This window comes from Terriglobia bacterium, assembly GCA_020073495.1.
Lineage (GTDB): Bacteria > Acidobacteriota > Terriglobia > Terriglobales > Acidobacteriaceae > JAIQFD01.
Genome location: JAIQFD010000006.1, coordinates 183,550 through 198,531, shown reverse-complemented (window position 1 = coordinate 198,531; position 14,982 = coordinate 183,550). Strand labels below are relative to the sequence as shown.

Sequence of the window (14,982 nt, the reverse complement as noted above, 5' to 3'; positions counted from 1 at the left end):
CCTCGATGCATTGCTTCACCGTGACCCGCTCGGTGTTGAGCACCAGGTCGTAGTGCGTGGCGTCGGTCCAGTCGAGGTGGAAATTGCGGCGGTTGATCGCGGTTTGCGCCTCGTCGCTGCTTTCGATCTCCTTCTCGACCAGGTCCTCGCGGTCGGTCTTGAGCCTTTCCATGAGGCGGCGCTTGCGCAGCTCCAGCGGCGCGCAGATTCGCACGCACACCGCATGCGGCACCGCGCGCAATGCGTGCACCGCGCCCCAGCCGCGCAGGATCACGCCCGCGCCGCGCGTCGCCAGATTGAAGATCTCCGCGACGGTGTAGATCGCCATGCTCGTCTTGTCGGCGTTCATGCGCTCGAAGAGATTCGCCTGTCCGTCGATCAGTCTCACCACGTGGCTCTTGCGCACCCGCATCTTGTCGGCGAGCACGTCGATGATTTCGTGTTGCACGACCGGCACCGACAGTTCCTGCGCGAGCCCCTCCGCAACCTCGTTGCTGAGCGCTCCCATTTCACGTGTCATCGCGACGATTGGCATGGCAGTCTCCGAATTAGTCTTGTTTCGTATTCGATCGAATTCGATTGCACTCGATCATTCGTGCGGTCCGCAATCACGGCGGGCGGGGACGATTGTCGGCAGTCGCGCCGCACAACTCAATGCCACTAGATCGCTTCTGACATATGTTCACGCGCCCTCGAACAGTCCCTGACAATTCGCCCGCCGAGGGACATGAAATGAGTTTTCATCTCGGCATAAACCTGGGAAGCGAGAATTGCGCGCGATAACGACATGCGCCGGGGCCGCAGCGCAAAAAGAAAGCGCCCACGCTGGTGCGCGTGGGCGCTCTTTCAGTGTCGTAGACGCGGCGGAAGCCCGGTCTCAGGTCGTGCGCATGGCGGCGAGCTGCTTGCCTTTGCCGTAGCCGGGATCGGCGGGCGGCGTTCCACCGCTCGTCACTTTGACCGCGCAGTACTTGAATTCCGGAATCTTGCCGAAGGGATCAAGCGCCGGATTGGTGAGCAGGTTGGCGGCCGCCTCCTGGTAAGCGAAGGGAATGAATACCGCGCCGCGCGGCGTGCCCTCGTCGGCGCGAGCGTAGAGCGAGATCGCACCGCGCCGCGAGCGCACGGTCACGACTTCACCCGCGCGTGCGCCGATCGCCGCCAGGTCGAGCGGATGCATGAGGACCACTGCTTCAGGCTCGATCGCATCGAGCACCGCCGAGCGGCGCGTCATCGCGCCGGTGTGCCAGTGCTCGAGCTGGCGGCCGGTGATCAGCACCATCGGATAGTCCCGGTCCGGACGCTCCGCGGCCGTCAGCAGATCGGCAGGGACGAACTTGCCGCGTCCGGTCGGCGTCGGGAAATGGGTCTGGAACACAACCGGCTCTCCCGCATCGCCTTCGTTCTCGCAAGGGTAGGTGACCGACGAATCGCGCTCGAGCCGTTCCCAGGTGATGCCGTGCACCGAGTTCATGCCCTGGCGCATCTCGTTCCAGACATCCTTCGGCCCGCGATAATCCCAGCCCAGCCCGAGGCGGCGCGCCAGCTCCTGGACGATCCACAGATCCTCGCGCGCATCGCCCGGCGCAGGCACCGCCTTGCGGCCGAGCTGCACCATGCGATCGGTGTTGGTCACCGTGCCGTCCTTCTCCGGCCAGGCGGTCGCCGGCAAAACTACATCGGCGAACCACGCGGTCTCGGTGAGGAAGATGTCCTGAACGACGAGGTGCTCGAGGCGCGCGAGGCCCTCGCGCGCATGCTGCAGGTCGGGGTCGGACATGGCCGGGTTCTCGCCCATCACGTACATGCCGCGGATCGTGCCGTCGTAGGCGCCGTTCAGCACCTCGACCACGGTGAGGCCGGGCTTGGTGTCGAGGCGCGCGCCCCACAGCGCCTCGAAGCGCTTGTTCGCCTCGGGATTGTTCACCCGCTGGTAGTCGGGGAACATCATCGGGATCAGCCCCGAGTCCGATGCGCCGGAGCCGAACATCGCCAGCGTGCCAGGCTCAGGCACCGGCTGAAGGTGAATATCGCCGCTGCCCACAAAGCCCTGGCCACCGTTGGCGAAGCTGACTGGCGCCGGGTTGATGTCCATGTGCATCAAGCCGGAGAAGTCTGTTACGTTCGCGGGCAAGCCGAGGAAGGCAAGTAACAGAGGATCCACTGTGCCAACAATAAAGTTGCCGACAAAGGTCATGCCGCCGCCGCCGTTAAAGCCGAGCTGGGCCGACGTGAAGGTGCCCGAGAAGCAGGGGCCGCCGCAGCCACTGATCGAGATGCCGCCGCCCGCACCCCAAGTGAACGGGTTCGCTACCGAGCCGTTGCCACCGATGGCGCCGCCGCTGGTGATAGCGATTGCGTTGATCAAGAAATTCCCATTCACCAGGACGGTGTTGCTGTTGGCGATGAGCTGGCTACCCACTCCGCCTGCCCACGACCAGGTTCCCCCGGCAAACAGAAAATCGATATCGCCCGCTGTTGCCAGCGGCACGAAGACCACTGCCAGGAGCGCTACTAGAATCACCCTCTTTAGAGACATCTTCATTTATCCCTCCGTCACTCCCTCGGGAGTCGTTACCACGAGCTTCCGGAGCAGCGGAGAAAGAGTTGGGGGGAACCGTTTGCTCCTGCTGAGCCATGTACCCGGTTAAGGTTGAGCACCTTTACGGCCAAACCTTGAAATTATTCAAACAACTGAAAACAAAGAACTTGTTAATTTCATCCGCATGCGCCGAATACGCAAAAGCTGCAAACGTTTGCACATGAGCAAGAAGTATCCATTGTCGCGATACTCACGTCTGGTCAGAATTGACCACCTGCGGGCGCAGCACTTGGAACGATCAGAACGGGGTTATGTAGAACACAAGGAGGTTGGCCCAGCCTTTCCGTTCTGACTGGTCATTCACTGCACAAATACATTCGAGGGTGCCCCGTCCTTGTCGCGCCCGCTCTTGGCGCGACAGGGCGGGTGAGTGCGATCCCTACGGCAGCACGATCATCACTTCCGTGGATTTGATCATCGCCGCCGCGGTCTGCCCTACCTTCAGCCGCATCTCCCGCACCGCGTCCGCGGTGATGATGGAGGTGATGTGCTGGTCGCCGATCGACAGCGTCACCTGCGCGATCAGTCCGTCCACTTTGACGCTCGTGACCCGCCCGATGAGCTGGTTCCGCCCGCTCATGCGCCGGAAATTGGCCCGCCGCTTCTCCGGTCTCACCCGCTCCGAGACGTGTCCCAGGAACTTGTCCACCTCGGTCTCCGGGATGCGGTGGTGCCCGCCCGGCGTCTTCACCGACTTGAGCTGCTTCTTATAGATCCACTGCTTCAGCGTGGGATAGCTGATCCCCATCACCTTGGCGGCGTCCCGTGGCGTGAACAGTTTTTGCGGACTCATGGCTTCGCTCGTTTTGTACACCCGCGCGCCCTCCTGCACAACCGTTAGAACGGCATCCGCAGCGTCAGGATGCCGTTGTGATTGAACCGGTGGAATCGGGTGGCCGCGATCTGCACGCCTCCGCCGAAGGTGAACCCCAACCGGTTATGGATGGGGAAGCGCCCGAACACCAGCCCCGGCGTCAGGAAGACCTCCTTGTTGCCCGCGTTCGTGCCATCGTTCCAGAAGGTCGAGTTCACCTCGATCTCCGGCCAGACCCGTTTCATCAGCCGGTACTGGAAGGCGGTGTTCCACGCGATGGGATGCCCGAAGGTCGCCGCGCCGGCGGTCGGGATGCCCACCCCGAACGTGCTCTGCACGTCGAACTTGTGCCAGCCCTTTCCCACCGCGATCGTGGGCGTGACCACCGCGTCTCGCGCCCCGTTCGCGTACGAGCCCGTGGGCACTGTCGCTCCCAGGAACATGGTCACGATGTAGTTGCCCTTCTCTTCGTTGCGCGACGTCACCCGGTACTTCAGCAGGAACGACAGGTCGCCCCAGCCGTCGTGGGATGCATTCTCATGCGTGATGTAGGGCGGAATGCCGATGATGATCTCTGTGCGCCGCGTGGGGATCAGCTCCAGGCCCTTGCCGCCGCCGTAGTTCGCCAGCGTGGTGCCGTCCTCCTGCGTCCGCCACATCAGGTCGTAGCGGATCTCCTGCTCCAGCCGCGGCGTCGTGACCGCCACCGGCGTCACCCAGTGCGGCTGCTCCGCCTGGCTTTCCGTGGCCCGCTTCTGCCACTCGTCGATGAAGCTGTCTTGTGCCAACGCGATCGTGAACGCGAACAGGGCGAAGCACACCACGAAAACGGTTTTCCGCACGGATCCCCCACGGCAGAGAAATATGAACGAATCCCTACAACTCTAATCGCTATGTCAAACGTATTAATTCGTTTTCGGGTGGGATGGTTTTAGCTGGATTCAGTCGGAGGCCGGGCAAGGCGGTCGGACGGGCGCTCCTGCGCCCTCGGCATGGAGGCCGAGACACAGCACCGGCCCCTTCACATCCAGGCCGGTAAGCCTGAAGACTTCGTCGCGGGACATCGTCCGGAACCCGACCCGCGCGTACAGCCGTGCGGCCCGGTTGTCGGGCGCATGTTCCAGGAACAGTTGCGGCTCGTTCGGGCAACGCAGCACTGTCTCCCTTATGGCGGCCCGCAAGAGCAGCTCCCCGACGCCTCTGCTCTGCCTCTCGGGGATGACGCCGATGAACGCCAGATAGGGCGCGACCCTCTCCCACAGATTTCTTCCGCGCGGGTTCCACCGGCGCAGCAGCACCGAGACGTAGCCGATCACCCGGCCTTCCTCCTCGGCGACGAGATTCAAGCATCCTTCCAGCCCGATGTTCAGTTCGTACTGGTACGGGAGCTTCCCGGAGAGCACCCGGCTGCAGATGACACCCGCTCCTTCGACATCTCCGGGTCCGGCGAGGCGGATGATCGGCGCCATGGTCCCTGCCACTGTACGCCTGTCTCCGCATTCACCGACAGTCGGTGAGCTGATGCGAAAAAGGCGGGCCCTTGCGAGCTCGCCCTTGCTCAACCGTGTTCTCTCTTACGCGACCTTTCCCAGTGCGATCTTGTGGGTGGTGAAAGTGTCCACGTCGAAGGTGAGGATCTTCGGGTTGGTCTCCAGCAGAGGCCGCAGCAGTTCTTCGACCTTCGGGTACTGCTCCCGCCTGTAGAGTTCGGCATCCTCGGGGTTCTTCCAGAAACTCATCGCATAAATGAGATTCGCTTCCGCGGTGGACACCAGCACGATCTCATCGATAAACCCCGGCTGCTTCCTCAGGATCGGCAGTACTTTCTCCTGGATGATCTCCGCAACCTCTTTCGTCTTGCCCAGCTTGGTGGTGACTTCGACTAGCCGTGTGAACATGGGGCTCTCCTTTCGTGGTTAGAAGGTGAAAGGGACCCGTCGTGTGCGATTTCGGCGGGAAGTCGGATACGGGCCGAAACCTACGCCGGACGTAGGGGCCAGTCAATGCCACAAACATTGTGCAGTGCTTCCCGTCACGGAGCCAGGTTCCTCAGGGGCCGCCGCAGCAGTTTCTTTTCGACAAACAGCGACGGACCGGTCTCCAAGGAGGATATCCGAGTGTCACCTTTTCAACCAAGACGGTTTCATTTCGGCACCGCATGGGTCTCCGTGGGACATTTCCATTGAACTCCAGAGAAATAGGTAGATCCGAGGAGAAACCGCGGCAACTCAGAAAGCCAGCATTTTCGGAGCTGCACCGTTGCAGGAGTTGGAGGCGCGGGGCGGAATCGAACTTGAGGCGTTTGGCGGGCGTGAGCGTTCGCGCAGCGAACGCGGGAGCCCGCTGCCGAAATCCTGAACGCGTACCTGCGCGCGAAGGACCTCGCATCGAAAGGAATGCTGAACTGAAGATTGGAGGCGCGGGGCGGAATCGAACCGCCGAATAAAGGTTTTGCAGACCTCTGCCTTACCACTTGGCTACCGCGCCTTACCACTTGGCTACTGCGCCCTACCGCTTGGCTACCGCGCCCTTCCGGTTGGCGACTGCGCCTTCGCAGAGCAAAAAACCCGCCCGTGGCGGGATGTGAGGAAGGCTGGAGCGGGAGACGGGATTTGAACCCGCGACTTCGACCTTGGCAAGGTCGCACTCTACCACTGAGTTACTCCCGCTCGTCACATTCGATTATAGCGAAGTACAAAAAAGGGGGTCAAACCGCGGGCTTGTGCGGGCTCCACTGCGGATCCATGTCGGGAGGCACAATCTGGCCGTCGCGCATGTGCACGATGGTGTCGCCGTAGCTGGCCGCCTCGGGATTGTGGGTGATCATGAGAACGGTCTGGCCCAACTCCTGGTTCGACTGGCGCAGCATCCGGAGCACGATCTCGGAGTTCTGCGAATCGAGGTTGCCGGTGGGCTCGTCGGCGAGCACGATGGCGGGCTTGTTGATGAGGGCGCGGGCCAGGGCCACGCGCTGCTGTTCGCCGCCGGAGAGCTCGGAGGGACGGTGGCCGAGGCGCTCGGCGATGCCCAGCATTTTGGTGATGCGCTCCAGGTGGGCGCGGTCCAGGGTGCCGCCGGCGATGTCCTGCGCGATGGTGATGTTGCCCAGGGCATCGAGGGTGGGCAGCAGATTGAACTTCTGAAAGACGAACCCGATCTTGCTCTTGCGCATGGCGGTGCGCTGGGCGTCGGAGAGCCGGGCAAAGTCCTCGCCGTCGACCACCACGCGCCCGCCGCTGGCGCGGGTCAGCCCGCCCAGGATGTAGAACAGGGTGCTCTTGCCGCTGCCCGAAGGGCCCACGATGGAGACGAACTGCCCGCGCTCCACGGCCAGCGACACCCCGCGCAGCGCGGGCACGTCCACCTTGCCCACGCGGTACACCTTGGTCACGTTCTCGGTCTGGATGATGGCGGCCATGCGAATCTTCGAGTCTACACGAAATGTTTTGACCGCAGAGGGCGCAGAGAACGCAGAGAAGTCGGATGTAACGAACCCTTGCACGCAGCAAGGGGCGGCGGAACCAGAAGAGTCCGCGTTCCTCGGCAGCACACCAATCCCTCCGCGGTCTCGGCGGTGAAATCGTTCCTACGAGGCGATGGGGACCTGGGGGACGGCGGGGGCCGCCTGCACCGGCAGCACGGCCCGCTTGGGGCCGCGCTTGCGCACCATCAGCAGGCGGATGCGCTCCAGCAGATCAGAGGCGGCATACATCCCCTTGGGGAGGAAAACGTCGGCGCGGGTGTCACGCTCGTACACCTTGATGGTGCCGGAGAAGAGGATTGTCGGGGTCTGCGGCGAGATGGCCTTGACGTGGTCGATGACCGCGGTGCCGTCCAGGCCGGGCATAATCAGGTCGCTCAACACCAGGTCGATGCCGCCGCGGCGGAAGATCTCCAGCGCCTCGGCGCCGTTCGAGCAGGCGACCACACGGTAGCCGCGCGTCTCCAGCATCACTTTTCGGATGGACAGGGCCTGTTCATTGTCGTCAACGCAGAGGATCGTCCGCTTCGCCTTCATCAGGGACTCCAGGAAGATCTTTGCCGCACAGCGAGGCCGAGATCTTCTTCGCCGAATGATTTTTTGAATGCTGAGACTGCCAGAAGCGGGCCTGATACTACGCACCCACCCCCCGCATGTAAAGTATCGGAGATGACAACAAAGTTTTTTTCTTGAAAATCTCTGCGTGCCGTGGCGCAGCCGATTTTCGCGGGTCACATCGCGGCGCGGCGCAACGCCAGAAGTCTTCCACAATCCTTCCACCGCCTTCCACAGTGACCAATCGGTAAAGTCAGCGGGCCGTCGCCGGCCAAACCCCTGGAGAGGACGAAGAAGCCTCACCACGGAGGACACGGAAGACGCGGAGGAAGGTGAACGGAAGGACGGAGGAAGCGTTTTGACGTACATCAGTACATATGTATAATAGGAATCGAAAGGGTGGCGAGATGGCGGAAGCGGAGCGACTCATCGTCGAGCGGGTACAGACGGGCATCCGCGTGGAAAAGCGCATCCTGAAGGTGCTGAAGGCGTTCGCCGAGTACCGCGACATGACCCTGGGAGACCTGGTCGAGGGCATCGTGCTGCACGCCTTCGACGGCAAGTGCCCGTTCGGAGAGGAATCATTGCGCCGCATCAAGGAGCTGAAGAGGTTCTACGGGCTCGACCTCGACTCCAGCGCCAGCCATCGTCTGAAAGAGGCCCGGATCGCGCGCTCCTCCCCTGGCAAGCGCGCTTCCAGGAGCAAGCCATGAACGCCGACCGCAGCCGGCCCGCGATCACCGCCCTGCGCTGGACGATCGGCATCGTCATCGGCATCGAAGCGGCGCTGTTCCTGTTCTCGCCGGGACAGGCGCGGGCCTTCCGCCACAGCGGGATGCCCGACGTCATCCGCATCGTGCTGGGCGGGGCGGAGCTCGCCGGCGCAGTCCTGTTCCTGCTCCCCGCCACCATCGCCTGGGGCGGCTGCTGCCTGTTCGCGACCTTCGTGCTGGCCGCAGCGGTACACGTGTTGCACGGACAGCCCAACGTCGGCAATCTGATCATCTATGCCATGGCGGTGTTTGCCGTGCTGGCGCAGCGGCCGCAGAGACCCGCGGCGTAGACGCCGCGGCCGCGGCGGAGCTAGTGTGCGGCAGCGAGCGCGTCCAGGCCCGCCTTGGCACACTGGCCGTCGTGTTCGCTGAGGTCACCGGAGAGTCCGATCGCGCCCACGATCTTGCCGTCCACCATCAGGGGCAGGCCCCCCTCGAGCGGCACCGCGCCTTCCAGAGCGAGCACGCGCAGACCGGCGCCGCCGCCCGCCAGCGCGTCCTGGAGCAGCTTGGTAGGACGCTTGTAGAGCGCCGCCGAGCGCGCCTTATTGATGGCCACCTTGGCGCTGCCCAGCTGGGTGTTGTCCATCTTCTCGTAGTAAACCAGGTTGCCGCTCGGGTCCACGATGGCGACCGCCATGAACCAGTGGTTCTTCACGGCCTCGGCGACGGCCGCGGCCGCCGCCTTTTTGGCCGCCTCCAGCGTGACCGGCGGACCGTAGGGGATGGCGTAAAAATTGGTGGCCGGCGCGCCGGCCGGCGTCTGCGCCAGCGCGGTCGCCACCGGCAGCACCAGCGCCAGCACCAGCGCCAGCACCAGCAGGGATTTCAGCACGGACTTCATGGGTGCCCTCCTCACTCTCCGGGGCGGAGATGATATGCAGGCCGGGCAGCCGGGTCAACCGTTGGGAAAAGATCTCAAAGATTCACCACGGAGGACACGGAGTACGCGGAGGGCGGCGGTTCGGGGCCGGGAATGTTTGGTGTTGAGCGGCGGACAACTCAGGCGTTCCGCGCTGTGGCGTCAATCAACCGTGGCAACCAGGGAGCTAGGCGCCCTCTTCGGGAAAATCGAGCTCCCAGAAGTTCTCCTGGTCCAGGAACTCGAAGCCCAGCTCGACCATTTGGTCGGCCTCCCACACCTGCTGGAAGACCACTCGGGCCTGCGCCCCGGTCTCCCGTTCCGGCCACCCAACATAGATCTCCTGGCCCTTGGTGTAAGGAGTTCGGCAGACCAGCAGGCCGCCATTGCGGCTCGCCAGCACCGTCATCGCGGGCTCCTCTTCGCCCGGGCGGTCGGACGGACGCACGGTGAGGCGCACGCGATAGGGCACCCGGCCGCTGCGCCGGTTGTAGCCCATCATCTTTTGCGTGAAACGTTCCAGTTCGACCCGCCCGTCGCGGTCCAGGTCGGTGAACTCGATGCCGTAGCGCTTGCCCGGGACGGCGTAGGTGACCCGCCCGAAGGCCCGGATGGCGTGGCCGTTGGGCAGACTGAAGAGCATCGCCACTTCGGTCTGGTGGTCGAAGTGCTCGCGGCACGACGCCAGCAGCCCGCCCACGCTCACGTTCTCGATATTGCCAATGATGGGCGCGCCCTGGGTGCGCCGCGCGTGGATCTCCACGGAAGTGGTGATGGGGACGCGAGGGAACCGCCGCGCCGTGTGCCACTGCTCCAGATGAGCCCCGCTTTGCGCCATGACTGCGACCGCCTTCCGTCGCTGCACATATTGTACGATGCGAACGCTTCTTGTGAACCCCTCCATCGTTCCGGGTTCGCCCCGTCCCTTCGTCCGTCCCTCCCTGTACCTTTGTGCAGACCGATGTGACCCGGGGCGAAACTCTTGGGATCCGCGTGCTGCCACGTCCGTGGTGGGTCTTTCTGCCTTCATGTCTTCGTGCGTTCACCTCTGGGGTGAGCATTTCTCTTGGTGACGGCGCACAATGCGAAGAGTTGCCGCGGACATAAACGCTCACCTGGCTCCGTTCGATTTCATCGTGGACGGGAGCAGGGGACTGTACCGGGTGCAGGTGAAATCGGTCCGGGCGCCTCCGGTTGACGGGGACAGCTATACAAATGGGAGATCTGCTACACGTTGCATCATTCGCGAATGCGGCTTCGGGGCCACAAGCTCGCCCATAAGCCGTACAATGCGAGCGATTCGGTGCTCAATAGGAGATTCCGGCTAAAGGTTTCCGACGCCCGCTGGGGCCCCGCCCGGGCGATCTTGAACTCTTGGCCGAAGCTGTACGCAAGCGGGGTCAGAATGGAGCAGTTATGACGGAATTTGGATTCGGTCGGCCGAGGGTCATTGAGGCAACACGTGGAACGATGACGCGCTCCCTCGGAATCGGGTTAGCAGTCGTGATCATGGCAGCGCTGCTGTGGACGTCCATCGCTTACGTTCCCGCTGGTCACGTGGGTGTGCTGACGCTGTTCGGCCGGGTAACCGGCGAGGTGTTGCCGGAAGGCACGCACATGGTGAATCCTTTCAAAGGGAACAACACCATGTCGGTTCGCACGCAGGAGATCAAGGAGACCGCCAGCGTCCCCTCCAACGAAGGCCTCATCATTACACTGGACACCTCGCTGCTGTTCCGCCTGAATCCCGCGCAAGCTTCTGAAGTGTACCGTTCCCTTGGCCCGCGATACCCTGAGATAGTGGTCGAGCCTAACCTGCGCTCGGCGATCCGGGAAGCTACGGCCTCACACTCCGCCAATGCCCTGTACTCCAGCGACCGCGAGCGCGTTGCCCAGCAGATCACGGAACAACTCGGGCGCGAGCTGAATAAACGCGGAGTCATTGTTGAGAACATCCTGTTGCGTGACATTCAACTTCCAGCCGCGCTAAAAACGTCGATCGAAACCAAACAACAGGCCGAACAGGAGTCATTGGCGATGAGTTTCCGCCTGCAAAAGGAGAAGCAAGAAGCCGAGCGCAAGCGTATCGAAGCGGCCGGTATTCGTGATTTTCAACAGATTGTGGCGCAGGGCATCAGCCCTCAACTGCTTGAATGGAAGGGCATCGAAGCCACCGAGACGCTTGCCAAAAGCTCCAACGCAAAGATCATCGTCATCGGTAACCCAAAGAACGGACTTCCTCTGATCCTGGGGCACCAATGAGTGCGCTGTGCAGTGGAGCTTAGACCAGAGATCGGACTCTGGGAAAGGCGGGTGCGCGCGGCCAAAGCGGGATTGCTAGTGAGAAGGGGATTAATGAGATGGTCCGCCGCTCGGTCAGCCGGATGGAATGATCGAGCTCAACACTTACCGGAAGAAGTTCAAATCCTGTAGGGCCGACCATTCTTTTCTTTAGAAATCAACCGCTGATGCGCAGAGGCAGAATCACGCCCACCCAACGAAAACCGCGTTGGGTGGGGCACCCCCATCATGGAGAGGTGTAACATTCTGGCGTTGTCTGGGCCACCCGCCCGAATGGTCGAGAGCGGGACCACCCAGATCGTCTATGCCCCCAGCGGACAGAAGTTCGCATTGATGAATGGACAGACTGTAACGAAAGCTTTTGTACCCCTCCCTGCAGGGGCGCAGGCGGTGTACTCGGGGAGCACGCTGGCCTATTTCCGCCATCCCGACTGGCTGGGCAGCTCGCGCCTGACCACCACCACCTCACGCACCCTCTATTCCAGCCTGGCGTATGCTCCCTTCGGGGAAACCTATGCCGAGTCCGGCACCCCCGACCGCTCTTTCACCGGCCAAAACCAGGACACCATTCAGGGCGGAACAGCGGGCCTCTACGATTTCCTGTACCGCGAGTACGCCCTCTACGGAAGATGGATTTCGCCAGATCCGGCGGGTTTGGGGGCGGCGAACCCGACGACACCGCAGTCGCTCAATCGGTATGCGTATGTGATGAATGCGCCCACGACGCTGGTTGACCCAAAGGGATTGAACGCCTCGTCTTGTTCCGCAGAGTTCCAAAGCTGTGGTGGAGGTACGACGTGGGATGGCGACTTGGTCGCTATGAACTACGGCGGGGGTGGGGGCGGGGGAGGGGGAGGATCGACCGCGATCATGGAAGGGCTAGAGCGGTACAACTCTATTCGAACCACCGGGTGTGAACCAGGCGGAGAGATATGCTACGGGTCGGTGGTCGTCAGTTTCCAGAATGGCAGCGTCACGATCACAAACTTGGCGAATGATCAACTCGATGAGGCGGAACGGGTTGCAAAGCAGACTTATATTACTGTTAGCCCCAAATTTGTGCCTGCAGGGAAGCCAATCGACCTCCAGTTAAGAGCTGAGGTCGATCTCAGTCAATACAAGGTCACAAGATTCAGTGCAGGAGGGGCATCAGTTAGTGACCCAGCGGTTTTCACCTCCGGCACTTACTTCAACGTTGGAGCTCCGTCAAATCGCGGGCAATTTGGCTATGATCCGACCACTGTTTTTCTGCGGGTTCAGGGAAACACGAGTGTGACCCTCGAATTGTCCGATATCAACCTAACGTTTAGGCATGAGATTCCCGCTGGCGCACCCGCATCGTTTCACATTAGTCATAACTTGAGCTGGTACGAAGCAACTTATCCGATCTACGTGGGGGTCCGCTAATGACGAAATGCTTACGTCTTGCATCAATTGTACTTAGCCTGACCTTTGTCCTAGCACCAAGAGCAGGTGCGGTCGACTCGCTCAAATGCGAAGCGAGAGAGTTTGCCACTTCTCAGATATCGGACATTGTGAGAATTCTTGGTGTGCAGTTTAGTTCTTCGTATTCTTCAAGCCGCGGCATACTCCGAATTAAGAGTACGACTTCATCTCGAATCTCTGACTATCTCTTCATCCTTGAGTTCCTTGGGGCGGATGAAAACCAAGTAGCTTCCGTGGCAGCATTCAAGAGTCTGGACTCTGCAGCAGGCTGGGTGGAAAGTGATTGGTTGGGAGCACAAGCAGGGCCGCAAGGCATTCCGTTATTGGCTGGGCAAAGCGTGAACGTCGCATTCGAGTCGCCTGTCGTACCTCAGCGGTGTCCATCCTCGGCTCGGATTGCCGCCTACTACTTGAAGGTTGAAGACGGGACGACCTATCGCGCGGGATTCGAAACCGCAAGGCCTAGTCCTGTGTTAATCCATACGACACCGCTGCCACGAGACCTGCTCACCGAACGAGACACCCAACCATTGATTTTCGTGGTCGAAATCGACTCGGACGGCAGGGTAGTGAGCTCCAGATCGGAGAAAGCCAGTCGCACAGCCGAAATCATTCGGCAATGGAGGTTCTCCTCATATGGTGGTCGCCCATTAGTCACGATGTGCTTAGTATTGTCCCCTGTGCCGCTTAGTGACCGGACCGCTCAAGACGTACTTCCTCACGACCTGCCTTATCCTTCCGAGATCGTGGAACTCATTCGAAGTGACCGGGAATGGCGGGTGCGGTTGCCAGTAGGCAACAGGAACATTGGCGCTCTACAGTGAGGGGTCTCGTCAACCTCATTCCAGTCTGGATTGTCAAGGCCCTGACCTGCTCCCCTGAATCCGCACATAGGCAAGTATGATTTCGGACGAAGGAAAGGGAAAGAGGCAGGTCAAGCTCAACTCCGCCAACACCCAGACCTGCAACTAACGGCGGGTGGCCCACCCTTTCGTCGCTCAGCAATCTAACTTTGCGGGTGGCGGGTGGCCCACCCTTTCGAGCCCAGACAAGGCGGGTGGCCCACCTCTGGAGAATCCTGAGGGTGCCCCATCCTTTGCGCAGCAAAGGGTGGGAACTCGAAGCTCGACACCTATGAGGTAGTGCGGGCCCTTCAGGCCCGCGTGGTCGCAGCCCTAGAATCGGACGGCTTTAGCCGCTGAGGTGCCTCGGTGGCTAAAGCCATTTTTTCTTTCGCGTCCGGGACGCGGCGCTGAAGCGCCGCACTACCTCCTCGACAGCCGGGGCCGCTGTCCCACAGAGAAGAGCAGCAGCTAGTGGCTAGAAACTAGAAACTCACCTCTTCCCGCATCACCTCGACCGCGTTCCCGCCCACGCGGACGTTGGTCACGCGGTCGCCGGTGCGCTCATGTGGCTTCCGCGGCCTGGGGACACCGTTGACGGCTGCCCGCCGGGCGCGTACCGTTTTCGCCCAAATGTCCCGCTTCTCCAAGCTGATCTCGGAACTGGGGCGGCACTATGGGAAGGTGGAGCCGCCGCCAGCCCGAGGTGTGCTGGAGTTGGTGCTGTGGGAGAACATCGCCTACCTGGCGGACGACCAACGGCGTGCGGCCGCGTTCGCGCGGCTGAAGAAAGAGGTCGGCTTCGCCCCCGACAAGATCCTGGCCGCACCGGCCGCGAAGCTCAAGGACATCGCCAGCGCCGGCATCGTCCCCGACAGTACGGTGAAGAAGCTGCGCAAGATCGCGCAGATCGCGCGCGACGAGTTCGATGGCGACGCGGAATCCATCCTGGCCCTGCCGCCCGAGAAAGCGCGGCGCGCACTCAAGAAGTTCCCCATGATCGGCGGTCCCGGCGCCGACAAGCTCCTGCTGCTGACCCGCACCCATCCCGTGCTGGCGCTGGAATCGAATGGGCTGCGGGTGCTGGTGCGCGTGGGGTACGCGAAGGAAGGGAAGGACTACGCCGCGACCTATCGCGCGGTGCAGGAGGCGGTGAGGGCGGAGCTGGCGCCGGATTGCGACGCGCTCATCCAGGCGCATGTGTTGTTGCGGCGGCATGGGCAGGAGCTGTGCCGGCGATCGAAGCCGCGGTGTGGGGAGTGTCCGGTCCGGCGGGAGTGCGCGTATTTCGCGGCGCAGTCGTGAA

Annotated in this window: 15 protein-coding genes and 2 tRNA genes; 5 read left to right on the top strand and 12 right to left on the bottom strand. The window is 62.0% G+C overall.

Annotated features, from left to right (window positions below; genetic code table 11):
- From LAN37_15475 to LAN37_15430, 10 genes are all read right to left on the bottom strand, one after another.
- Positions 1-535 (bottom strand): cytidylate kinase-like family protein (locus tag LAN37_15475; protein ID MBZ5648610.1); only part of this gene is annotated, 535 nt, incomplete at its 3' end.
- A 342-nt stretch (positions 536-877) separates the two neighbouring features.
- Entirely contained in the window at positions 878-2,545 is a 1,668-nt protein-coding gene (locus LAN37_15470; protein ID MBZ5648609.1) for a molybdopterin-dependent oxidoreductase, read from the bottom strand.
- A 436-nt stretch (positions 2,546-2,981) separates the two neighbouring features.
- Positions 2,982-3,395, bottom strand: coding sequence for a helix-turn-helix transcriptional regulator (locus LAN37_15465; protein ID MBZ5648608.1), 414 nt, complete (start codon positions 3,393-3,395; stop codon positions 2,982-2,984).
- A gap of 44 nt (positions 3,396-3,439) precedes the next feature.
- On the bottom strand, positions 3,440-4,258 hold the full coding sequence (locus LAN37_15460) for a hypothetical protein (protein ID MBZ5648607.1): 819 nt from the start codon (positions 4,256-4,258) through the stop codon (positions 3,440-3,442).
- Between the two features lie 99 nt (positions 4,259-4,357).
- Complete coding sequence (locus LAN37_15455) at positions 4,358-4,885, bottom strand: GNAT family N-acetyltransferase (protein ID MBZ5648606.1); 528 nt, start codon at positions 4,883-4,885, stop codon at positions 4,358-4,360.
- A gap of 105 nt (positions 4,886-4,990) precedes the next feature.
- The gene (locus tag LAN37_15450) at positions 4,991-5,314 is read right to left on the bottom strand and encodes an antibiotic biosynthesis monooxygenase (protein MBZ5648605.1); all 324 of its coding nucleotides are present in this window, start codon (positions 5,312-5,314) and stop codon (positions 4,991-4,993) included.
- A gap of 514 nt (positions 5,315-5,828) precedes the next feature.
- A tRNA-Cys gene (locus LAN37_15445) sits at positions 5,829-5,903 on the bottom strand.
- A gap of 107 nt (positions 5,904-6,010) precedes the next feature.
- Positions 6,011-6,085 (bottom strand) — tRNA-Gly (locus tag LAN37_15440).
- A 38-nt stretch (positions 6,086-6,123) separates the two neighbouring features.
- Complete coding sequence (locus LAN37_15435; protein MBZ5648604.1) at positions 6,124-6,834, bottom strand: ABC transporter ATP-binding protein; 711 nt, start codon at positions 6,832-6,834, stop codon at positions 6,124-6,126.
- A gap of 168 nt (positions 6,835-7,002) precedes the next feature.
- Positions 7,003-7,434, bottom strand: coding sequence for a response regulator (locus LAN37_15430; protein ID MBZ5648603.1), 432 nt, complete (start codon positions 7,432-7,434; stop codon positions 7,003-7,005).
- Between the two features lie 425 nt (positions 7,435-7,859).
- Between LAN37_15430 and LAN37_15425 the strand changes: the two genes are divergently transcribed.
- Both LAN37_15425 and LAN37_15420 read left to right on the top strand, forming a co-directional pair.
- Positions 7,860-8,165 carry a hypothetical protein gene (locus LAN37_15425; GenBank protein ID MBZ5648602.1) on the top strand — a complete coding sequence of 102 codons (306 nt, stop codon included), beginning with the start codon at positions 7,860-7,862 and terminating at the stop codon, positions 8,163-8,165.
- Complete coding sequence (locus LAN37_15420) at positions 8,162-8,515, top strand: DoxX family protein (GenBank protein ID MBZ5648601.1); 354 nt, start codon at positions 8,162-8,164, stop codon at positions 8,513-8,515. The genes LAN37_15425 and LAN37_15420 overlap by 4 nt, the downstream gene beginning before the upstream one ends.
- 20 nt (positions 8,516-8,535) lie before the next feature.
- Here LAN37_15420 and LAN37_15415 read toward each other — a convergent pair whose 3' ends face one another.
- Complete coding sequence (locus LAN37_15415; GenBank protein MBZ5648600.1) at positions 8,536-9,069, bottom strand: heme-binding protein; 534 nt, start codon at positions 9,067-9,069, stop codon at positions 8,536-8,538.
- A 205-nt stretch (positions 9,070-9,274) separates the two neighbouring features.
- Positions 9,275-9,925, bottom strand: coding sequence for a PilZ domain-containing protein (locus tag LAN37_15410; protein MBZ5648599.1), 651 nt, complete (start codon positions 9,923-9,925; stop codon positions 9,275-9,277).
- Positions 9,926-10,596: 671 nt separating this feature from the next.
- On the opposite strand from LAN37_15410, the gene LAN37_15405 reads away from it, so the two are divergent.
- The 3 genes from LAN37_15405 (at position 10,597) to LAN37_15395 (ending at position 14,981) form a co-directional block, all read left to right on the top strand.
- On the top strand, positions 10,597-11,349 hold the full coding sequence (locus tag LAN37_15405) for a prohibitin family protein (protein MBZ5648598.1): 753 nt from the start codon (positions 10,597-10,599) through the stop codon (positions 11,347-11,349).
- A gap of 312 nt (positions 11,350-11,661) precedes the next feature.
- Complete coding sequence (locus LAN37_15400) at positions 11,662-12,795, top strand: RHS repeat-associated core domain-containing protein (GenBank protein MBZ5648597.1); 1,134 nt, start codon at positions 11,662-11,664, stop codon at positions 12,793-12,795.
- A gap of 1,514 nt (positions 12,796-14,309) precedes the next feature.
- A complete protein-coding gene (locus LAN37_15395) occupies positions 14,310-14,981 on the top strand; it encodes a hypothetical protein (protein ID MBZ5648596.1) in 672 nt (223 codons plus the stop codon).
- The last annotated feature ends 1 nt before the right edge of the window (position 14,982 follow it).